This window comes from Macrococcus equipercicus (assembly GCF_004359525.2).
Classification (GTDB): Bacteria; Bacillota; Bacilli; order Staphylococcales; family Staphylococcaceae; genus Macrococcus; species Macrococcus equipercicus.
Genome location: NZ_SCWC02000002.1, coordinates 258,096 through 279,172, shown reverse-complemented (window position 1 = coordinate 279,172; position 21,077 = coordinate 258,096). Strand labels below are relative to the sequence as shown.

Below are 21,077 nucleotides of genomic sequence, written 5' to 3'. Positions count from 1 at the left end.
CATCCTTTTCTAGGCGTATGAATGCAGCCCTGCAATAATTAAGTTTACCGCAATGACGTTAAATAAGATGATCCCCATACCGACTACTGCAAGCCATGCTGATTTCTTGCCTTCCCAGCCGCGTCCTAATCTTAAATGCAGGAAAATGGCATAGAACAGGAACGTAATCAGTGCCCATACTTCTTTCGGGTCCCAGCCCCAGAATCTGCTCCAGGCGATCTGAGCCCAGATGCTTGCAAATAATATGCCGCCTAGCGCAAACAGCGGGAAGCCGATAATGACTGAGCGGTAGCCGATTTCATCCATCATCGGCAGTGAAACTTTGGTCGTCAGTGGTTTGACCATCGAAAAGATCGTCCTTCTTGCAATCAGGCGAATCAGCGCGTAAAGAATCGAACCGATAATAATCGACCAGAGCACAGTCGTTAATTTCTGTGCGTTCAATACCGGCGGGACTTCAATACCGGTCATAAAATGTTTCGTTTCTTTCCACTGATTATCACCATTCGGATTGACAGGAATCGCATCCTTAAATGTGATCAGCGCAGGGAGGTGATAGCTTGCGACCGCATCACGGCCATTTTTATCCGTATAGAAGAAGTTGTCCTCATAATGGACAATGCCTTTCATCACAATCGTCGTCAAAATAAAGGCGATGACAAGGACGATGAAATACATGACGACTTCAAGCCAGAATGCATCTTTTGATTTCTTGCTGCTGTCAACATAGCGAAGCAAATAGATGAGGCCGGCTACAGAACTGACCGATAAAATACCATAGGATAATGTCACTGTAATGACGTGAATAGCCAGCCAGTTACTCTGCAGCGCCGGAATCAGCGGTGAGACATCGTGCGAAAACATACTTGCATAAACGATGACCAGCATCGCTACCGGCAGTGAAAATAAGGCAAGAATCGGTGTATGATAGATGGCGTTGATGACGAGGAAGCCGCCGACCATCATAATCCCGAACATCGTTAAAAATTCATACATGTTGCTGACCGGCGCATGACCGGCAGCAAGCCATCGTGTGACAAAGTAGACAAGCTGCATAATAAAGCCGACAGCTGTCAGTATGACAGCGATGCGTTCGCTTCCTTTTCTTTTTGCTTTAATGCTTGCAGAAAAAGGAACGATTGCTATTAAATAAAGAATGAATGCAGCGTATAACGCCGTGCTGCTGATATTCAATAGTGTATCATGATTCATGACTGATCCTCCGATTCATCATTTTTGTCCTTAACTTCAGGTAGATGATAAGTTTCTAATAAACTGTTGATTTCATTTTTCAGACCGAAATAGTTTTTGTTCGTATGTGCTGCCAGTTTAAAGCCGTTCTCCTGATTGATCCATATTCTGCGGTGATTGATATAGGAGCCGATGAACAGCCCGAGCAGGAAGATAGTGAAACCGGCGAATAAAATAGGCAGCGTCAAGTCTTTTTTCACTGTCAGGAAAGTCAGTATATGATTAGTCGCACTGACAAACTTGATGGAATAGTCGTTCCCCTGTGAAATGTCTTGAGATGAACGGATTTTCAGCATACTGAATTCAGGTTTCCGGCCTTTCTCCGCAACTTCAAAGACGAAGGCCGGGTTGATCGTATTCGGTGACTTTGTAGACAGTGTACCATTTGCCTCGACCTTATCAAAATCAGGGGCATAGTTCCTTAAATGAATCGATAAGTTATTCGCGATTTTATAATCGGACGCGGGTTCATCCAGGTTCACCGTGAACTGTTTCCCTGTCTCCTGCCCTGTCTTGTTATTGATGAGTTTAAAGGTCATTTCCTTCAGCTGGCTCTGATCAAAGCTGTTCTGATAAAGCTCGAAATGGTCAAACTTAAACGGGTGATTGACGCGGATACTGCCTTTTCTCAGTTCATTGAGAGCAGGTTCTGCACCCGGGATGTTCTTATTGCCATTGGTAAAGAGTGTCAGTTTCGTTTCGTAGTTCTTTGCTATCATATTCTCTGACGCATCTGCTTTCATCGAAACAGTATTGGACTTCGCCGTCTGATCATACTGCTCAAAAATAAACTTGTCGTGTCTGATGTAGTAATGCTTGTTTGTGCCGGGAACACTTTTCGTATCCCCTTCCTTCAGCGCGATCGAGCCGTCGTAATAAAACGCCGGAATAAAACGCAGCATACTGCCGGCAAGCAGAATAATCAGCCCGAGATGGTTGATATAAGGACCGTAACGGCTGATCCTTCCTTTTTCAGCAAGCAGTGAGCTGCCTTCTATTTTCACTTTATAGCGTTTTTTCTCAAGCGTCGCTTTGACGTCTTCAAGCGCCACTGTTTTAGAATCAGTCAATGTCAGCCGCTGTCTTTTCAGGAAAGACGGATGCTTTTTGACTGTCTGGCTGCGCAGCGACTTAAAGAGCGGCACACCGCGGTCAATACTCGCTGCAATGATTGAGAAGGCAACCAGTGCCAGCAAAATCAAAAACCACCATGATGTATAAAGGTTATCAAACCCGAGCTTGTAGTAGAGATAGCCGATAGAGCCGTACTTCTCACTGTAGAATGTTGCGGGATCTTCATTCAATGGGATGAAGTACTGCTGCGGCAGTATAGAACCGATAGCCGCTCCGATGACGGTCAGCACAAGAAGTGTCACTCCTGTTTTGACCGAGCTGAAGAAGATCCATATTTTATCGATCAACGTTCTGTTTTTCGTCTTACTGCGCACGGCAGAACCATCGTAACGCATAATATCTGTCGTTTTCTTCTTATCATAATCATTGTTGATCAATCGTCCGCAGTTCTGGCACAGCTGTGTCCCCGGAGGATTGACGTGTCCGCATGTGCAGACTATTTGTTTTTCATTCATTGACCGGCCCTCACTTACGGTGTAATGCTTTTCATGTATTTTTCGATAGTCCCGCTGTTCATTTCGCCTTCATGGACCGCTTTGACTGTGCCGTTCTTATCAATGACCACAGTCGTCGGCAGCGGATCGATACCAAAGGCATCGCTCACTTCATTGTTGTTATCAAAAGCAATGGGCAGCTGGACCGGTTCATCCAGTCCTTTAAAGAACTGAGTCACCTGCTGCGGCGTCTTCTTAATATGGATGGCAAGTACTTCGACACCTTGCTTCTTATACTTCTCGTAGTTCTTATTCAGCGCAGGCATCTCCTTGCGGCACGGCTTACACCATGTTCCCCAGAAGTTCAGGATGAGCCCTTTACCTTTATAGTCACTCAAGTTGACTGTTCTGCCGTCTATTGTCTTCAGCTGAAAGGCAGGTGCCTGCTCTCCAACTTTCACAATACCTTTGTTGTCTTTTGTCATCGTGATGTAGATGATGAACCCGATCGCCGCGATAATCAGCAGCATAACGATATATTGAGTGATTTTCTTCGCTTGTCTGGACATAACATACTCCTTACTTAAACATGATTATGTCTATTATAGCATTCAACAAAATTGATTTAGTGGCAACAATGTGAATTTTAGCCTTTAAACTGTGCCATCTGACGCAGCGTCTTCACTTCATGCGGCGAGAGTTCGCGCGCATCTCCGGCATTCAGACTTTTCAGCGTCAGATTACCGTATTCAATGCGTGATAACTTCACCACTTCATGACCGAAATGCGCAAACATACGGCGGACCTGCCGGTTTCTGCCTTCAGATATAGTGATCTCAACGAGCGTTGTATTCTTCTCCCGGTCCTGTGATTTCACTTTGACCACAGCTGGTGCCGTTTTGCCGTCTTCAAGCATGATGCCTTGCTCCAGCTGTCTCACTTGTTCACGCAGCAGATAGCCTTTCAGCTTCGCCACGTATTTCTTCTTCACTTTATATCGCGGATGTGTCATGTGGTTCGCAAATTCGCCGTCATTCGTCAGCAGCAGTAACCCTGACGTCTCGTAGTCCAGCCGGCCGACCGGGAATATCCGTTCCTGCAGCTGCGGAAAGAAATCAGTGACGACGGTTCTCCCTTTATCATCGGATACACTTGTAATGACTTTCGTCGGTTTATGGAATAAAATATACAGCTTATCCGGATTCTCAAGCGGTATCCCCTCCACTTCTATCTTGTCGGTCGGTTTCACCTTCGTGCCCAGTGTCTTGACGACTTCACCGTTCACAGTCACTTTACCTTCTGTAATGAGGACTTCCGCTTTTCGGCGTGATGTTACACCGCTTTGTGCAATGACTTTCTGCAGTCTTTCAAATTGTTCACTCATATGAGTCTCCTTTGTCGTTCATAGATTTAAAGAACTGTTCCATCTCAAGTTCATGTTCTGTCGTGCTGTCCGCAGGCAGTTCAGCAAGTGATTCAATGCCGAACACCTGCAGGAAATAATCAGAGGTATAAAGCTGCTGACTTCGTGTCTCCTCCTGCTTAGTGATGACCAGACCTTTGTCGAGCAGCGTCTTGACAGGACCGTCGGAACTCACGCCCCGCATCGCTTCAATATCACTTCTCGTTACGGGTTGATTATAAGCGATGATGGCCAATGTTTCCATTGAGGCCTGTGTCAACTTACGTCCGACTTCCTGTGTCACCAGCCGGTCGATATAAGGATTCAGTTCCGGCATAACGCCTAAAAAATAACGGCTGCCGTATTTTTGGATGCGCATGACCCGCGAGTCGAAGTGCGCGACGAGTTCAGTGATTTCATCTGCGGTGACATCAAGCAGCTCACAAAGCGTCAGCTGTTCAATGCCTTCGTCTCCTACGGTATAAAGGAGACCTGTTAATATATCCTGATTGCTTAACATGCTAACTTCCCTCTTCTAATTTCGATTTCGCCGAACAATGTCTCCTGGCTGACGGCAATTTCCTGATGCTTGATCATCTCAAGCATCGCGATAAAAATGGTCACGAGCCGATGCCGGGATTCATTGAACGTAAATAAGTCCGTAAAGCGGATATGACCATCCGCACTCAAGCGCTGCCTGATTAAGTCTGTACCCTGCTGTATCGTATAGGATTCACGGGCAAGTGTCACTTCAGGCACCTGCACTTTCTTTCTGGCCCGTGCCTTCTGATAGGCCGCCATGAGGTCAATCACAGACAGTTCCAGCGCTTCATTGACAGGGCGCTCGTACTGAGACAAGTCTGCCGGTGCTTTAATGAAGAACTGGTCCCGTTCGTGCCGCTTCTCTTCCAGCAGTTCTGCATAGTATTTATAATTCTGATATTCAATCAACTGAGATACCAGCTCATCCCGGGGATCGTCTTCACTGGCTTCATGCGGCACAGGGAGGAGCATTTTACTTTTAATGCGCAGCAGTTCTGACGCCATGACCAAATATTCACTTTGCACATTGATATCCAGTTCAGTCATTGAATTGATATAATGAAAGTACTGTTCAGTCAGATGTTTCATCGAGATGTCATAAATATCGATTTCAAATTTTTTGATGAGATGCAGCAGCAGGTCTAACGGACCTTGAAAGGCATCGAGTCTTACTTCGTACATAACGTCACCTCACAGTCAGGAGTTTTCTAATGAATATAATGTTGAATTACTACTATCAGTTTTTACATGAACGTCACTACTTTGAATGCCATGAACTGCTGGAGGACGTCTGGAAAGCCAGACCCTCCTATAGCAAGGAAGACATTGAAGTCGCGTTTATTATGCTTGCGACCAGTCAGTATCATCACCGGCGCGGTAATACGGCCGGCGCTGCACGCTGTCTGCGAAAAGCAGTGGACGGCTTCCGGCGGCATGCCCAGCTGCTGACTGAATACGGTGTTGAACCAGCCCTTATTCCTATACTGGAGAAACGGCTTGGAACAGCCGGCCCATACACGCCGCTGCAGCTGCCGCTGACCGCTTCATGTCTCCGTCAGCTTAAAGCGCTCTATCCGGACTTTGATTCCGAGCGTCCGGCCGATGACGCCTGGATTAATTTCCATGCGACAAGAGACCGCAGTGCAGTGATCGCTGAGCGTGAACGTCAGTTAATGGGCAATAAACATCCAGTAGTAGATCCCCCAGCCAAGGGCAATGGCCAGTAAAACAATCAATGTGATGTACTTATTCTTTTCCTGATTCATAATAGCCTCCTTATGCTCTTGGATGTGTCTTCTTATAGACATCCCGTATTTGTTTCTTCGATATATGGGTATACAGCTGCGTCGTGCTGATGTCCGCATGGCCCAGCATCTCCTGGACCGCACGCAGGTCCGCCCCGTTTTCAAGCAGATGGGTCGCAAATGAATGCCGCAGTGTATGCGGCGTCAGTTTTTTCTTGATGCCTACTTCTTCCTTCAGCTGCTTAATAATTTTCCAGAAGCCCTGGCGTGTCATCCGGCGGCCGTGAAAATTGAGGAACAGGCTGTCGGTGACTTCTTTTTTGAGCATTTTCGGACGCGTATGCTTAATATAATCAGCGAGCACGGTCATCGATTTGGAGCCGAGCGGAATGATCCGTTCCTTGTTGCCTTTACCGAACACCCGGACATAGCCCATGATCAGATTAATATCCTCCAAATCAAGATTGATCAGCTCGCTGACCCGCATGCCCGTCGCATATAACAGTTCAAGCATCGCCTGATCTCTTCTGCCGAACAGTTTGGATGTGTCAGGCGCTTCAAGAAAAACATCGACTTCGGCAATAGACAGGACGTCCGGCAGATGTTTCGCCACTTTCGGCGGTTCGAGCATGACTGACGGGTCTTTCACCGCGTATTTCTCCCGGAGGGCAAACTGGTGAAATCCTCTGATGGATGCTGTGTTTCTTGCGATGGTCTTCTGAGACTTGTTCTCTTCTTTCAGCTGACCTAAATACAATGTAATGGTAAAGCGGTCGACGTTATCCAGATGGCCGATTTTCTCTCGCTCAAGAAAGTTGATATAACCTGTTAAATCTCTTCTGTAGGCAGCAATCGTATTCTCGCTCAGCCCTTTTTCAATCATAATGAAATGCAGAAACTCTTCTACTATATCACGCATCTTCTCACCTCTCATTAAGTTTACCATAATCTTTTTATAATCATAGAAAAAACCGCATTCTTGACGACTGCGGTTAGCGCTGGCACCGGTGACATATTCCGTGGAAAGTCAGACGATGGTCCATAATTTTAAAGTTGTAGTCTCTTTCCACTTTCAGTTCTACTTCTCCGAGAAGGTCTTCCTCTATTTCATCGACGGCACCACATTCCATGCACACAAGATGATGATGGAAATGCTCTGCCCCTTCTTTTCTTAAGTCAAATCTTGCCACACCGTCTCCGAAATTGATCTTATCGACCACTTTAAGTTCAGCAAGAAGTTCCAATGTCCGGTATACCGTCGCAAGTCCTATTTCCGGCGCCTTTTCTTTGACCTTTAAATAGACATCCTCAGCACTGAGGTGATCTGCTTCATTCTCAAGCAAGACGATGACAGTCGCTTCTCTCTGGGGGGTCAATTTATAGGAAGCTGCGTGCAGCTGGTCTTTAATTTTCTGAATTCGTTCCTGCATGTGTCACCTACCCTAGCACCCTGATAATATATTAATAAAATAGCAGTAATTCACGTACTTTGCAACTACAAATGGTCATTTAATTAGAATGATTACAATTTAGCAGTAAATACTGGAGTGCCAGCATCGTCTTGGCATCTCTGACTTGATTTGACTGCAGCAGCTGTTTCACTTTATCCACCGGCACCCACATTTTTTCGACAAATTCATCATCGTCTGCTGTCAGTTCGTCGGATGGAATGAGCTGGTCCGTGTAATACAGCGAAATCAATTCGTCACAAAACCCCGGCGAGACATAAAAATCATAGAGATGTGTGATATCATCCGTCGTATAGCCGGTCTCCTCCTCCAGTTCACGCAGCGCTGTGTAATCACGGGTCTCTCCCTGTTCGACCTTGCCGGCCGGCACTTCAATCAGCACTTCCTCCATCGCTTGACGGAACTGTTTAATGAGCAGCACTTTACCTTCATGGACCGCAAGGACAGCGACGGCACCCGGATGCTTGACGATTTCTCTTGTTGTTCTATGACCGTTCGGCAGTTCTACATCATGTTTCTCCACCGTAATGATGCGGCCGCTGTAAATCTCTTCTTTCTGCAATGTACGTTCTTCAAATGTCATTATTTTGCCCTCATTTCTCAACGTGTTAAACTATGATTATCATACCACTAGGAGGGAACATTTGTGAATTATAGACGTACAAGAGGCGGACTGGAACTATCAGAGATGGGGCTCGGCTGTATGAACTTACCCCATCGCTATAACGATGCCGCTCTGATTATGAACACAGCTATCGATCAGGGCATCAATTATTTTGACACAGCTGATTTATACGATAAAGGGAAGAATGAAGAACTGATCGGCAAGTTTCTGAAGGAGCATAACAAACGCAGTGATATCATCATCGCGTCAAAAGTCGGCAATGCGTTCAACTATGAGGATGATGACGTAAAGTGGGACCCATCAAGGGCACATATATTGTCAAGCGTCAAAGAGAGTCTGAGAAGGCTCGGCACAGACTATCTCGATTTATATATGCTGCACGGCGGCATGATTGAAGATAATAAAGATGAAACAATCGATGCCTTCAATACATTGAAACGTGATGGCCTGATTAGAACGTATGGCATCAGTTCCATCCGGCCGAATGTCATCGACTATTATTTAAACCACAGTGACATCGATGTTGTGATGATGCAGTTCAATATGATTGATAACCGTCCGGAAATGCTGACGGAAGCCATTGCGGCCCACGATGTCAAAATACTTGCACGCGGCCCGGTCATGAAAGGCCTGCTGACTGACAACTATGCAGAAGTCATCGACAGAAAATTCAAAGACGGCGTCATGGATTACAGTCGTGAAGAACTGACAGAGACGCTCACAAAAGCCGCTCAAGATGCGCCGCTCACTGAAAGCGCCATCCGTTACCTGCTCAATCAGCCGGTCGCATCGATCGTCTCCGGTGCAAGCAGTGTGGACCAGCTCACGACTAACCTTGCTCATTACGAGCAGGTGAGCAATTCCAAGACGACAACACGCGATCACTTCAAGGACCTTGACTACAAGGACCATTTATCATGAACTGGAAGCAGGCAGCGCTTGTCACTTCCCTGGCGACAACGGGTGCACTTGTAACAACCGGTCTACTCGCAAGCAACTATATTCTCAACTTCAAGCTGCGGGACGTTGAAGTCATCCGCCGCCGGGAGATCAAGGCGAAACGGCTCGACGAGAAAGCCTACTATGCCCTGAAGCCGAAACAGGTGACCATCTCATCGAAAAACGGCTATAACATCGAAGCGGAAGTCATCAAGAAATACCCCCACAAAAAATGGATGATCTTCTGCCACGGAGTGACTGAAAATCGAATTACATCTATTAAATACATGAACTTATTTCTTGAGCTCGGCTTCAATGCGATCATCTTCGACCATCGAAGACACGGCTCAAGCGGCGGTGTCTATTCGACTTACGGCTACTACGAGAAGTTTGACCTTGAAGCCGTCATTCTCCATTTGAAAGAGCATTACGGCTATGATGTGGAATTCGGTATTCACGGAGAATCTATGGGTGCCGCGACGATGCTGCTCTACGCCGGCGAGCTGGCCAGTGAGGCTGAGTTCTATATTTCTGACTGCTCCTTCTCTTCTTTCGAGCGGGTGCTGACACACATTATCGGAGCGCGCCTTAAAATCGGCTCCGGCTTTCTGCTGTATATCATCAACATTTTCCTACGCATGCGCTCCAAGTTCTCATTATATGCCGTGTCACCGATCAAGATTGTCGAGAACATTGAGCAGCCGGTGCTATTCATCCACTCGAAGCCCGATACGTTCATCCCGTATACGCATTCAGTGGACTTGTACAACAAGAAGAGAGGCCCGAAGATGAAGTGGTATCCGGAGTACGGCGGCCATGCCGCAAGCTACAACGTCAATCCAGTTACTTACCGCAAAAAAGTCACTGAGTTTCTTGAATCCTATCATCTGCTGCCTGAACAGCAGAAGTAATGCCCGGCCATTTTTCGGCCGGGCATCACTTCTTTTATCATTAAGATTAATCCAGCCTGCTCTTGGACAGAAACGGCCGTTCAAGTTTCCGCTCGATGAAGCGTGGGAACAAATTGTAGAGCGTCAATCCATAATGCATCCACTGCGGGCGGTTGATCTCTGTTTTCTTTATCACTATCCCGTCGACAATTTCGCGGGCGAGCTTATGGCGGTCCAGCTGCAGCCGCTTCGTCATCGCGTCATACTTCCCGCTGCTGTCTGCACGCGTAAAAAACGCAGTGCCGATGGGTCCTGTCTGCACGGTCATCACATGCAGCGGCTCTTCCATGCGCAGCGCATTGGTGAATGCTGATAATCCTGCTTTGGAAGCAGCGTAGATGGAGCTGTAAGGCGTCGTCACTCTCGCTGCCTGTGAGGAGATGTTGACGATCGATCCCTCTGCTCTTATATAAGGGATCACCAGATGAGTCAGCAGTATCGTCTGCGTTAGATTGACATTCAATACATCATGAATCTCTTCAGGCGTGTGGTCCATAAATGATTTGAAGTAACCGAACCCCGCATTGTTGATCAGTCCGTCATAAACCGTTTGCCCGCTGCGCAGAAAATCTCCGAGCCGGTCGACCGCTTCCCGTTCGTTCAAATCCGCCTTGAACACGTCCACTTGTGCCGGATATTTGGCCGTCAACCCAGCCAGCTTCTCTTCATTCCTGCCGATGACCGTGACGAATGCCCCGTTTCTAATCAGTTCTTCAAGTATCGCTTCCCCTAGTCCGCCAGTTCCACCGGTCAGTAAAAACTTTTTACCAAGCATGACTTCATCCCTCCTTGTGTCATAGTAGCAACTTACAGTGTTATGGTACACTAATACTGATATTAATTAAACAGCACAGGTGTCAAAGATGAAAATAATCTTCTGCGGTGCAGTAATATGGCTGTGAAAGACTGATGGACTGCAGCGTCCTTCACAGCCACGATATTTGACGAACCGTTTAAGTGAAGCCATGCTGAAAGGCTGTCAGGAGAAATTCAATATTAACTGCGGCTATAATGGGAACTGCTGACCAAGTGTTTTTAGCGGCCAGGTATTACGATGTTCAGTCGCTCGCACAGCGTATTAAAGATAAAATCAGACCCGAAAATCATTTCACCTCTATTATGGCAGGCATATCGATCCATCAGATCAAAACCATGCTTAACACTGCAAATCCTGTCGCACGACTTATGCCGAACACCAATGACCGGCTGCAGCACTCCATGACCGGCATTACATTCTCTGAGTCATTCGCTGAGCGTCATAAGGCTGAGAATTCGGCGCTTGAAGTGGCAGAAGACATGCAGCAGGTGACTGCCTGCAGGAAGGGCTCAAACGCAGCAAGGAATTATCCGAATAAATAGAAGCCCTCAATTGATTGAGGGCTTCTATTGTAATGAACTACAGTTCATAACACATATAGTCTTCTGCTATCCGGAAAGTGAATTCAGGATGCTCGTCCTGCAGCCGGCGCATGAGCACTTCAATATCTTCCTTCGTGTAGCGGTTGCTCACATGATTGAGCAGTGTCATCTTGACACTGCTTGATACTGCCAGCTGCATGACATCTGCGATATGGCTGTGGTAATATTTATGGCTCAGTTCATGGTCACCTTCCAGATAAGTGCACTCATGAACGATGACATCCGCCTGGTCAGCCAGCTGAGCTTCACTTGCGGCAGGCATCGTATCCCCGAAGAACGTGATGACTTTACCGCGTTCTGCCGGCTCCTTGAAGTGAGCCGTCGTATATATCACCCCGTTATAGTCGACAACGTCCTGCGTCTTAAAGGCTTTATAGATAGGTCCCGGTTCTATCCCTGCTTCCTGCAGCGACTGCTGCTTCAGGCTTCCTTCCTTATCCGGAAACTGCAGCCTGTAGCCGTATGAAGGGATGCCATGCTCCAGCAGGCGAACCGAAACTGTGATGTCATGAATCAGCAGCTGGTTTTCGTCACCTTCCAGTTCAATGATGTCAAGCGGATAGTTCAGATGAGAGGCCGATACAGCAAGCGTCGTTTCTATATACTGCTTAATCCCCTTCGGTCCGATGACCTGCAGGGGTTTCCCTTCACCGCCCTGGAAACTTCGTGATGTCAACAGCCCCGGCAGACCGAATATATGGTCCCCGTGAAGATGCGTGATCAATATGGTCGTCAGTTTGCCGAGCTTGATGTTCGTATTTAATATACGGTGCTGAGCGGCCTCACCGACATCGATGAGCCAGTATTCGTTATAAACCGGGTTTAAATCCAGCACTGTCGTCTGCGTATTCCGCTCTTTAGTCGGCAGGCCCGCGCTTGTGCCTAAAAAAGTAATTTTCATTCATTTCACCTTCTTAATTAATCAAGTCATTATAGCATGTTTTATTTGTGTTTTCAGAGATTGTATGAAAAAATAAAAAGGACTTTTAACGAATCGAGGTTACTCAGTTGGATATCGAAAAACAAAATATACCATGTTTAATCACAATTTTTGGAGCGACCGGCGACTTGAGCCATCGAAAGCTGTTCCCATCGCTGTTCCATCTATTTCAACAGAATAATCTTAATGAACATGTCGCAATTATCGGCGTCGGCCGACGTGACTGGACCAACGAAAAGTTCCGCGAAGAAATTAAGGCTTCCATCGGTGAGCACGTGAAGGATACGCATCGCATCGATGAGTTTATGACGCATGTGTTCTATCAGCCCAACGATGTCAATGACCTGAACAGTTACAAAGCGCTCATGACTTTGTCTGATGAGCTCGACCAGCAGTTCAAGCTTGAAGGTAACCGGCTGTTCTATCTGGCGATGGCACCTGAGTTTTTCGGCATTGTAACTGATGCTTTGAAATCAAGCGGACTGACTAAGACGAAAGGTTTCAAGCGATTGATCATCGAGAAACCGTTCGGTACTAACTTGAAGACAGCGGAAGCACTGAATAAACAGATCACTAAATCTTTCAAGGAAGAAGAAATCTTCCGTATTGACCATTACTTAGGGAAAGATATGGTGCAGAACATTGAGATCATCCGCTTCAGCAACGCGATGTTCGAACCATTATGGAACAACAAATACATCTCGAACATCCAGATTACTTCATCTGAGACGCTCGGTGTTGAAGACCGCGGCGGATATTATGACAATTCCGGCGCGCTGAAAGATATGGTGCAGAACCACATGCTGCAGATTGTATCACTGCTTGCGATGGAGCCCCCTATTTCTCTTCAGTCAGAAGATATACGGAACGAGAAAGTCAAAGCGCTGCGCTCCATCCGTCACGTGAGTGCGTCTGAAGTGAGAAACTACTTCGTCCGCGGTCAGTATGATAAAGGGATCGTCAATGAAGAAGAAGTGCCTAAATACCGCGATGAAGAACATGTAGACCCTATGTCCAATACGCCGACATTCGTCGCTGCCAAAGTAATGATCGACAACTTCCGCTGGGCAGGTGTGCCATTTTATATCCGGACCGGGAAACGCATGAAGAAGAAGGAAATCCGCGTCGTTGTTGAATTCAAAGAAGTGCCGATGAACCTTTACTATAAGAAAGACCAGCATCTGGATTCCAATCTACTGGTCATCAATATCCAGCCGAACGAAGGCATAGAGCTTCACCTGAATGCCCGTAAGTATATCGAAGGCATTGATACAGAGCCGGTGAAGCTGTCCTACGCCCTGACGACTCAGGATAAGATGAACACAGTCGATGCCTATGAAGGACTGATCTATGACTGTCTGCGAGGCGATTCAACGAACTTCACGCACTGGGAGGAACTGAAGGCGACCTGGGCTTATGTCGATACAGTCGACCAGTACTGGAATGATAATCCAGCGCCTTTCCCGAACTATCCGGCCGGTTCAAACGGACCGGTCAAAAGCCAGCTGTTACTCAGCCGGGATAACCTGCACTGGTGGGAATTTTAATAGAGACCTCTTCCGTAGTGGAAGAGGTCTTTTACAGGAGGCGCACTAATGGATTATGATACTTTACTCCACATTGAGACCAATGGCACGAACCACCAGTTTCCGACCATCAGGCACTATCACCGCTACGAACCGACGAGTTATGACGACCTGTTGACATTAAGCAGTCAGTTACAGCCTTTCATCCGGAAAAATGACAGACTCGTTGATTTCGGCTCAGGACTGATGCGTGTGCCTATCTTTATGAACTACAGATTTGATATCAATACAGCGGGTATTGAACTGAATAAAGCACTGTACATGGATGGGATGAAAAATATCCGCTCCTATGAAATGCATCATCAGGCAGCCGGTCGCGTCCATGCCTTCAATCAGAATGTGACGGATTACCGCTTCACCGGCCGCGAGACGATCCTCTTTTTCTTCAATCCTTTTTCAGCGGATATATTCAAGTCTGTGCTGCATCAGTTCCTGACCCATGCTGCTTACAACACACGCGTTTTAGTGATATTATATTATGCAAAGGGTGACTATATCGATGTCATCAACCAGCTCAATCTGTTCACTGAGATCAGCCGTATCCCGCTCAGCGGTTATCCTGATGATGAGAATGACTTGATGATCATTTATCAGTTCGGCTCATGAAAAAATAATGGAAGTGTGATTTAATGGAAGCTTTACAACTGGTGCAGCAGACCATCGTCTATCTAGAGGACCATCTGCTGGATCACATCGACTTAACAGAAATGGCGGACTACATCGGTGAGACTGCCTATCATCTGAATCAGACCTTCACGATGATCTGCGGCATGAACCCTGAAGAGTATGTGCACCGCCGCCGGTTATCAGAAGCGGCACAGGAACTTATGACTGGTGACCGCCGACTTATAGATGTCGCTGAATACTACGGCTATAACGACGCGCATAGTTTCTCTGATGACTTCAGTGACTACCACGGCATCTCCCCGATGCTGGCAAGAACGACTAAGGAATCCTTGAAAGTATTCAACCGACTGTATGTGAGACTCGGAGTGACTGAACAGCCGCCTCTGTCATTCAGCATTCAGGATTTTCATGAAGTCCGGCTCGCCGGCTACCGGACGATGGTTGACCATCAGGAATTATTCAATCATTTTCTCATTCCCGACCTCTTATATGAAGCGAAGGAAAGCGGCCATTTTGATGTTTTGCGCAGCCTGACTGCCGCTCAACAGCTTCATGTAGTCGTTCATCCGACGAAGGACGGGACCGAAATCTTCTACGGGGTTCCATACGACGCGCATACGACACTTGACATTGAATATATGAAAGAGACGAAAAGCGCTGTCTTCCAGCAGCAGGGCCATATCGATTTTCTTTATAACAAGCTCTGGCAGTCGGTAGAGCAGCAGCTCATGACACTGGAATACAAGAAAAATGATTACTACGTCTCCCTGCTGCCGCTTCAGCTTGATTTTGACAGCGATTATACACGGATGACTTTTGTCCTGCCGATTAAATAAAACCATGATGACTGAGTCATCATGGTTTTATTGTTATTTCCAGTCTGTATGGAAGATGCCTTCTTTATCTTTACGTTCATAAGTATGGGCACCGAAGTAGTCACGCTGCGCCTGAATTAAGTTGGCCGGCAGGTTTTCTGCTCGGTAGCTGTCAAAATAAGTGATGGCAGCTGCAAATGACGGCACCGGGAATCCTGCTTCGATGGCAGTTCCAGTCACTTTGCGCAGTGAACCGTTATATTTGGAGACGACATCCTTGAAGTAAGGATCAAGCAGCAAGTTCTGCAGCTCCGCATTGTTATCATAAGCCTCTTTGATCTTCTGCAGGAACTGCGCACGGATGATACATCCTTCACGCCAGATCATCGCAAGATCGCCGAGTTTAAGATCCCAGTTGTTCGTTTCACTGGCGACTTTCATCTGGCTGAACCCTTGGGCATAGCTGCAGATCTTGCTCATATACAACGCCTGACGGATCTGCTCAAGAAACTCCTCCTTATCGCCTTTGAATGAATATTCCTGACCGACGAATTCCTTCGCGGCGATTCTGCGTTCGTCTTTCTGTGCGGAGATGAAGCGCGCAAATACGGATTCCGTGATGATCGTAAGTGGAATACCCAGTTCAAGTGCATTGATGGATGTCCATTTGCCTGTGCCTTTCTGTCCCGCTTTATCCATCACTTTCTCAACGAGCGGCGTGCCGTCTTCGTCAAGTTTACGGAAGACATCCGCTGTGATTTCAATCAAGTACGAATCCAGTTCACCGTTATTCCATTCCGCGAACGTATCAGCGATGTCATGATGGTCCATCTTCAATACATTCTTCATCAAGTCGTAGCTTTCTGCGATCAGCTGCATATCCGCATATTCAATGCCGTTATGCACCATCTTGACATAATGACCTGCCCCGTCCGGACCGATGTATGCAACACATGGCTTGCCGTCGCTTGCTTTGGCAGAGATAGCCTCCAAGATCGGCTTCACTAATTCATAGGCCGCTTTCTGGCCACCCGGCATAATTGACGGTCCGTGAAGCGCGCCTTCTTCACCGCCGGATACACCGGTACCGATGAAGTTGAGACCTTTTTCTGACAAGTATTTGCTGCGGCGGATCGTATCCAGATAATTCGTGTTACCACCGTCAATCAGAATATCGCCTGCGTCAAGCAGCGGAATCAGACTTTCAATCGTATGATCAGTCGCTTCGCCTGCTTTGACCATCATCAGAATTCGTCTTGGAACTTCAAGACTTGCTACGAACTCTTCAAGAGAGTATGTCGGGAAGATGTTTCTCCCTTCAGATTCCTGGACCATTTCATCTGTCTTCTGGGGAGAACGGTTGAACACCGCCACAGAATAGCCTCTTGATTCAATATTCCATGCCAGGTTCTTACCCATTACGGCAAGACCTACGACACCGATTTGCTGTTTAGTCATGTACATACCTCTTTCCTAGTATTTTACTCAATCATTATAACACAGTCCAAGTACCGTCACTAAAAGAAAGACTGAAGAAAATCATGACTGCTTCTTGAATGGACCGGCGCTGTGCCATAACAAAACCAGGGCTGTAGCCCTGGTCCGGATTAAACAAGTTTAATGATTTCGAGCACTTGCGCTGTCAGTTTCTTCAGCTGGTCAATCGGCATTTTTTCGTTCTTCGTATGGATTTCCTGATAACCGACAGCCAGCACAATCGTCGGTACGCCCAGACTGTTGAAGATGTTCGCATCGCTGCCGCCGCCGCTGTGGATAAGCTCCGGTGTGACACCGATATTTTCTGCCGCCTGCTTTGCAACCTGCACGACTTTCGCCTCTTCTGCGACATTAAAGCTCGGATAGGCAGGGATGATCTTGACGTCTGCCTGGCCGCCCATCTCTTCAGCGGTCCGTTCAAATGTCTCTTTCATATGAGCGGTCTGCTGCTCCAATTTGTTCTGATTGATACTTCTCGCCTCACTGAGCAGGTAGCAGCTGTCTGCGACGATATTCGTTACTGTACCACCTTCAAAGCGGCCGATGTTCGCTGTTGTCTCGTGGTCTATGCGGCCGAGTGTCATACGGCTCACGGCTTTTGCAGCGATATTGATGGCACTCACGCCTTGCTCCGGCGCGACGCCTGCATGGGCCGTCACACCTGTGATCACTGTCTCTACTTTCGCCTGAGAAGGTGCTGCAGTAACAATCGTTCCGACAGTGTTACCTGAATCAAGCGCAAAACCAAAGTCAGATGTCAAATACTTCTTATCGAACGCTTTAGCGCCGACGAGCTGGCTTTCTTCCCCGACTGAAATCACAAACTGCAGATCGCCGTGCGGCAGTTGCTCCTCCTGAATCACCCGTATGCTTTCAATCAATGCTGCGATCCCTGCTTTGTCGTCTGCGCCAAGAATCGTTGTGCCGTCTGAGGCAATGATGCCGTCCGCAATAACCGGTTTGATGTTCCTGCCGGGTGTGACGGTATCCATATGACATGAGAAATATATCGGCGTCTGGTCGGTCGTCCCCTTCATGTTGATGATGAGATTACCTGCACCGAATCCTGTTCTCTCCTGGCTGTCGTCTTCTGTGACGTCAAGGCCGAGACTTGTAAACAGCGCTTTCAGATGGTCTGCAATCGCTCGTTCCTGGCCTGTTTCACTGTCTATTGTGACAAGTTCGACAAATGTTTCTACTAATCTCTGCTGGTTGATCATACGTTCACTCCTCACGAATAATTAAATTTGCTATAATAGAATAAAACTTGAAAGGAAGATATCACTTGAACAACAAACGTTTCAGACAAATTTTCATCTATCTGATGCTGATTGCTATCGTGGCGTCACTTATACTCTCAAGCTTAATTCCATTGCTTGCAAACTAAGTCTACTTCATCGTAGACTTTTTTTAGTAATTTTTCAAAGACCCGAACTTCGACTTGATCGTCAAGTAGGATTCTATTTCTTTGAGCAGCTGCATGGCGGCTGCCCTTGAATGCAGTTCCTGGTAGTTCTTCGGCAGCTCATGCGCTTTCATATCGAGCCTGACTTCATACAGATCATGCAGCCGTATCGCCGTATAGTCATTGCTGGACACGCCGCGGCTCATGTCCGCTAAAATGTCACTGCATCTGCTGTGGATCTGATCTGCACGGTCCATCTCATTGATCAAGTCAGCCATGCGGTACATCAGCTCCACCTGCTCGCCCCGCATATCAAAGTAGTAATAATAGGAGTTCTCATTTCTGACGAAGTGGTTCTCGACATCCATGAAAGCCACAGATTTCGCTTTTTCTATCGTATGGTTCAACTGATCAAGTACGCCTGTCTCCAGTTTAATGTCAACGTATCTCAAGGCATCGCTGAACTGGGACAGTATTTGCTGGAAGTCGCCTTCTATACGCTTTTTATACTGCTCAAGCTCTGCCTGGCGGTCAGGCATATAGCTGTTTAAGATAAGGGCGATGCCGAGGCCGACGACGAGCAGGATCATTTCGTTGACCATAAGAGCCGGTGTGACATGGCCGGAGTTGAAGCAGTGCAGCATGATGACACAGGCGGTCACCACGCCTTCCTGAGCGCCGAGCATGACGGTCACCGGAATAAACAACAGCACAAGTAAACCGAGGACGACCGGATTGTACCCAAGAAATTCAAAGAAAATATATGAGAACAAGATGGCAATCATACATGACACGAGACGCGACAGCGCCGCTTCCATCGATTTGATTTTTGTGTTTTTGACGCACAGCACGACTAGAATGGCCGCTGACGAGAAATTCTCAAGACCGAGCAGCTTTGCAATCAGGACGCCGAGCGCCATACCGAACGCCGTCTTTATTGTTCTGTAGCCGATCCGATAAGGTTTCAAGGAAAAATTCTTCATCAATGAAAATAAAGCCGGGGGAAATCCCCAGGCTTATCTCTCCTCCCCGTGTTCTTCGAACAGGGCTTGAATACTTGTAATGACGCTCATCGGATCATGGCCTTCAATTTCATGGCGTTCAATCATCGTCACGACTTTACCATCTTTCACTAAGGCGAATGACGGGCTTGACGGCGGATAACCTTCAAAGTATTCTCTTGCTTTTGCTGTCGCTTCTTTATCCTGTCCTGCAAAGACAGTCACCAGACGGTCAGGCAGTTTATCATAATGCAGCGCATGCGCAGCAGCAGGACGTGCAATACCGCCTGCACAGCCGCAGACTGAGTTGACCATGACAAATGTTGTACCCGGTTTGTCAAGTGTCGCCTGTACGGCTTCTGCTGTACGCAGCTGTTCGTAGCCTGCGCTTTCAATTTCCTGCCGCGCAGTATCAACGACCTGGTTCATATAAAGATTAAAATCCATTTCCATTACTTACACCTCTTCAGTTAGTCATATTATTATATTACATAAATCAACATGAATAATCTAGAGAGTTGTTTGACTAATAAATCGATGTGTTGTCAACCGTCATCTGTTCCAGGTTCTTTTTGACGTGCTGCAGGAACTGACCGGCGACAAGTCCATCAAGAATTCTATGGTCTATCGACAGACAGAGGTTGCACCTATCGCGCACGGCGATCATGCCGTCAATGATGACCGGACGTTTAACGATGGTTTCAACCTGCAGAATCGCGGCCTGCGGATGATTGATGATGCCCATGGACTGAACAGAGCCGAAAGAACCGGTGTTGTTCAGTGTAAATGTGCCGCCCTGCATATCGGCACTGCTCAGCTGATGGCTGCGTCCTTTGTCAGCCAGTTCACTGATGCGCTTCGCGATTCCTTTGATGGACAGGTCATCGGCATGATGGATAACCGGCACATACAGTTTATCGTCACTTGCGACAGCAATCGACAAATTGATGTCCTTATTGATGACGATCTGGTCGCCCTGCCATGAACTGTTCAGCATCGGGAATGCTTTCAGCGCTTCAGCCACTGCTTTGGCGAAGAAGCTGAAAAATGTCAGATTATAGCCTTCCTGCTGCTTGAACTGATTCTTATGTTTGTTGCGCGTTGTCACAAGCTCAGTGACGTCCACTTCAATCATCATCCAGGCATGAGGAATTTCTGTGACACTCTGCACCATTTTATTCGCAATCGCTCGTCTCACACCGTTGACAGGAATTGTTTCGCCTGCAGCAGGTGCGGGAGCTGGGGCGGATGATGGTGCCGAAGATGGAGCTGCTGCTCGTTCAGGCATCGTGCTGTCTTCACGTGCTGCCGGTGCTTCAGGCACACCGTTCTCTATCGCATTCATGATGTCTTTCTTTGTGACGCGGCCTTCAAACCCCGTTCCAGTGACCTGCTCAAGATCAATACCGTGTTCGCCGGCAAGCTTGAAGACGACCGGCGAAAACTTGCCGTTGTTCTTGCGGCCGGCTGACTGTGCGGCAGGCTTCACTGACTCTTTCACTTCTGCCTTCTCTTCGTTTGGTGTTTTCACTTCAGCCGCTGCCGGCACTTCACCTTCGCCATCGGTCGCAATGCGGCAGATGACTGTTCCGATATCCACGGTCTCTCCTGCTTCAACAACAATCTCACTGATGGTTCCAGTCACTACAGAAGGGACTTCTGCTGTCACTTTATCTGTGATCACTTCACATAACGGCTCGTACTCATTGATTGTATCTCCGACTTTGACGAGCCAGTTCTCTATTGTTCCTTCATGTACACTTTCACCGAGTTTCGGCATTGTTATATCCATGATT

At 47.3% G+C, this 21,077-nt stretch carries 24 protein-coding genes; 8 read left to right on the top strand and 16 right to left on the bottom strand.

All coding sequences use genetic code 11. From position 1 onward, the window contains the following. Positions 1-9 precede the first annotated feature (9 nt). The 6 genes from ccsB to ERX35_RS03990 all read right to left on the bottom strand — a co-directional run bounded on the left by ccsB (position 10) and on the right by ERX35_RS03990 (position 5,445). Entirely contained in the window at positions 10-1,212 is a 1,203-nt protein-coding gene (gene ccsB, locus ERX35_RS04015) for a c-type cytochrome biogenesis protein CcsB (RefSeq protein ID WP_149458629.1), read from the bottom strand. Beyond that, positions 1,209-2,840 carry a cytochrome c biogenesis protein ResB gene (gene resB / locus ERX35_RS04010; protein WP_149458628.1) on the bottom strand — a complete coding sequence of 544 codons (1,632 nt, stop codon included), beginning with the start codon at positions 2,838-2,840 and terminating at the stop codon, positions 1,209-1,211. Before resB ends, ccsB begins: the two co-directional genes overlap by 4 nt. 14 nt (positions 2,841-2,854) lie before the next feature. After that, positions 2,855-3,388 (bottom strand): thiol-disulfide oxidoreductase ResA, encoded by a 534-nt coding sequence (gene resA, locus ERX35_RS04005; protein ID WP_149458627.1) that lies wholly within the window; start codon positions 3,386-3,388, stop codon positions 2,855-2,857. Positions 3,389-3,465: 77 nt separating this feature from the next. Beyond that, complete coding sequence (locus tag ERX35_RS04000; protein ID WP_149458626.1) at positions 3,466-4,203, bottom strand: pseudouridine synthase; 738 nt, start codon at positions 4,201-4,203, stop codon at positions 3,466-3,468. Continuing rightward, positions 4,196-4,741 (bottom strand): SMC-Scp complex subunit ScpB, encoded by a 546-nt coding sequence (gene scpB / locus ERX35_RS03995; RefSeq protein WP_149458625.1) that lies wholly within the window; start codon positions 4,739-4,741, stop codon positions 4,196-4,198. The genes ERX35_RS04000 and scpB overlap by 8 nt, the downstream gene beginning before the upstream one ends. Continuing rightward, entirely contained in the window at positions 4,735-5,445 is a 711-nt protein-coding gene (locus ERX35_RS03990) for a segregation and condensation protein A (RefSeq protein WP_149458624.1), read from the bottom strand. The genes scpB and ERX35_RS03990 overlap by 7 nt, the downstream gene beginning before the upstream one ends. 29 nt (positions 5,446-5,474) lie before the next feature. Between ERX35_RS03990 and ERX35_RS03985 the strand changes: the two genes are divergently transcribed. Continuing rightward, positions 5,475-5,990 (top strand): DUF309 domain-containing protein, encoded by a 516-nt coding sequence (locus tag ERX35_RS03985; protein ID WP_149458623.1) that lies wholly within the window; start codon positions 5,475-5,477, stop codon positions 5,988-5,990. A 49-nt stretch (positions 5,991-6,039) separates the two neighbouring features. Here the strand turns inward: ERX35_RS03985 and xerD are convergent, their stop codons facing one another. The 3 genes from xerD to ERX35_RS03970 form a co-directional block, all read right to left on the bottom strand. Next, the gene (gene xerD / locus ERX35_RS03980) at positions 6,040-6,927 is read right to left on the bottom strand and encodes a site-specific tyrosine recombinase XerD (protein ID WP_149458847.1); all 888 of its coding nucleotides are present in this window, start codon (positions 6,925-6,927) and stop codon (positions 6,040-6,042) included. A 73-nt stretch (positions 6,928-7,000) separates the two neighbouring features. Continuing rightward, complete coding sequence (gene fur / locus ERX35_RS03975) at positions 7,001-7,438, bottom strand: ferric iron uptake transcriptional regulator (protein ID WP_149458622.1); 438 nt, start codon at positions 7,436-7,438, stop codon at positions 7,001-7,003. A gap of 79 nt (positions 7,439-7,517) precedes the next feature. After that, on the bottom strand, positions 7,518-8,060 hold the full coding sequence (locus ERX35_RS03970) for an NUDIX hydrolase (RefSeq protein WP_149458621.1): 543 nt from the start codon (positions 8,058-8,060) through the stop codon (positions 7,518-7,520). 105 nt (positions 8,061-8,165) lie between these two features. On the opposite strand from ERX35_RS03970, the gene ERX35_RS03965 reads away from it, so the two are divergent. Both ERX35_RS03965 and ERX35_RS03960 read left to right on the top strand, forming a co-directional pair. After that, entirely contained in the window at positions 8,166-9,023 is an 858-nt protein-coding gene (locus ERX35_RS03965) for an aldo/keto reductase (protein ID WP_149458846.1), read from the top strand. Then, positions 9,020-9,952: an alpha/beta hydrolase gene (locus ERX35_RS03960; RefSeq protein WP_149458620.1), complete on the top strand. Its 933-nt coding sequence runs from the start codon at positions 9,020-9,022 to the stop codon at positions 9,950-9,952. Before ERX35_RS03965 ends, ERX35_RS03960 begins: the two co-directional genes overlap by 4 nt. Positions 9,953-9,998: 46 nt before the next feature. Here the strand turns inward: ERX35_RS03960 and ERX35_RS03955 are convergent, their stop codons facing one another. Beyond that, complete coding sequence (locus tag ERX35_RS03955; protein ID WP_149458619.1) at positions 9,999-10,766, bottom strand: SDR family NAD(P)-dependent oxidoreductase; 768 nt, start codon at positions 10,764-10,766, stop codon at positions 9,999-10,001. A 236-nt stretch (positions 10,767-11,002) separates the two neighbouring features. Here ERX35_RS03955 and ERX35_RS03950 point away from each other — a divergent pair, with 236 nt between their 5' ends. Then, positions 11,003-11,350, top strand: a complete 348-nt coding sequence (locus ERX35_RS03950; RefSeq protein WP_149458618.1) for a pyrroline-5-carboxylate reductase family protein — start codon at positions 11,003-11,005, stop codon at positions 11,348-11,350. 37 nt (positions 11,351-11,387) lie between these two features. Here the strand turns inward: ERX35_RS03950 and rnz are convergent, their stop codons facing one another. Then, complete coding sequence (gene rnz, locus ERX35_RS03945; RefSeq protein ID WP_149458617.1) at positions 11,388-12,311, bottom strand: ribonuclease Z; 924 nt, start codon at positions 12,309-12,311, stop codon at positions 11,388-11,390. Positions 12,312-12,418: 107 nt separating this feature from the next. Here rnz and zwf point away from each other — a divergent pair, with 107 nt between their 5' ends. The 3 genes from zwf to ERX35_RS03930 are packed head-to-tail and all read left to right on the top strand — an operon-like array spanning position 12,419 to position 15,399. After that, positions 12,419-13,897, top strand: a complete 1,479-nt coding sequence (gene zwf, locus ERX35_RS03940) for a glucose-6-phosphate dehydrogenase (protein ID WP_149458616.1) — start codon at positions 12,419-12,421, stop codon at positions 13,895-13,897. Between the two features lie 48 nt (positions 13,898-13,945). Beyond that, positions 13,946-14,542: a hypothetical protein gene (locus ERX35_RS03935; RefSeq protein ID WP_149458615.1), complete on the top strand. Its 597-nt coding sequence runs from the start codon at positions 13,946-13,948 to the stop codon at positions 14,540-14,542. 23 nt (positions 14,543-14,565) lie between these two features. Next, entirely contained in the window at positions 14,566-15,399 is an 834-nt protein-coding gene (locus ERX35_RS03930) for a helix-turn-helix transcriptional regulator (protein WP_149458614.1), read from the top strand. A gap of 33 nt (positions 15,400-15,432) precedes the next feature. Here ERX35_RS03930 and gndA read toward each other — a convergent pair whose 3' ends face one another. Further along, complete coding sequence (gene gndA, locus ERX35_RS03925; RefSeq protein ID WP_149458613.1) at positions 15,433-16,836, bottom strand: NADP-dependent phosphogluconate dehydrogenase; 1,404 nt, start codon at positions 16,834-16,836, stop codon at positions 15,433-15,435. A 149-nt stretch (positions 16,837-16,985) separates the two neighbouring features. Next, complete coding sequence (locus ERX35_RS03920; RefSeq protein ID WP_149458612.1) at positions 16,986-18,095, bottom strand: M20/M25/M40 family metallo-hydrolase; 1,110 nt, start codon at positions 18,093-18,095, stop codon at positions 16,986-16,988. Between the two features lie 65 nt (positions 18,096-18,160). On the opposite strand from ERX35_RS03920, the gene prli42 reads away from it, so the two are divergent. Next, positions 18,161-18,262: a stressosome-associated protein Prli42 gene (prli42, locus tag ERX35_RS03915; protein ID WP_149458611.1), complete on the top strand. Its 102-nt coding sequence runs from the start codon at positions 18,161-18,163 to the stop codon at positions 18,260-18,262. Between the two features lie 23 nt (positions 18,263-18,285). On the opposite strand, the gene ERX35_RS03910 is transcribed toward prli42, so the two are convergent. The 3 genes from ERX35_RS03910 to ERX35_RS03900 all read right to left on the bottom strand — a co-directional run bounded on the left by ERX35_RS03910 (position 18,286) and on the right by ERX35_RS03900 (position 21,073). Next, the gene (locus ERX35_RS03910; RefSeq protein WP_149458610.1) at positions 18,286-19,263 is read right to left on the bottom strand and encodes an aromatic acid exporter family protein; all 978 of its coding nucleotides are present in this window, start codon (positions 19,261-19,263) and stop codon (positions 18,286-18,288) included. 33 nt (positions 19,264-19,296) lie between these two features. Next, a complete protein-coding gene (locus ERX35_RS03905; RefSeq protein ID WP_149458609.1) occupies positions 19,297-19,734 on the bottom strand; it encodes a BrxA/BrxB family bacilliredoxin in 438 nt (145 codons plus the stop codon). Positions 19,735-19,807: 73 nt separating this feature from the next. Further along, positions 19,808-21,073 carry a dihydrolipoamide acetyltransferase family protein gene (locus ERX35_RS03900; protein ID WP_149458608.1) on the bottom strand — a complete coding sequence of 422 codons (1,266 nt, stop codon included), beginning with the start codon at positions 21,071-21,073 and terminating at the stop codon, positions 19,808-19,810. Positions 21,074-21,077 lie beyond the last annotated feature (4 nt).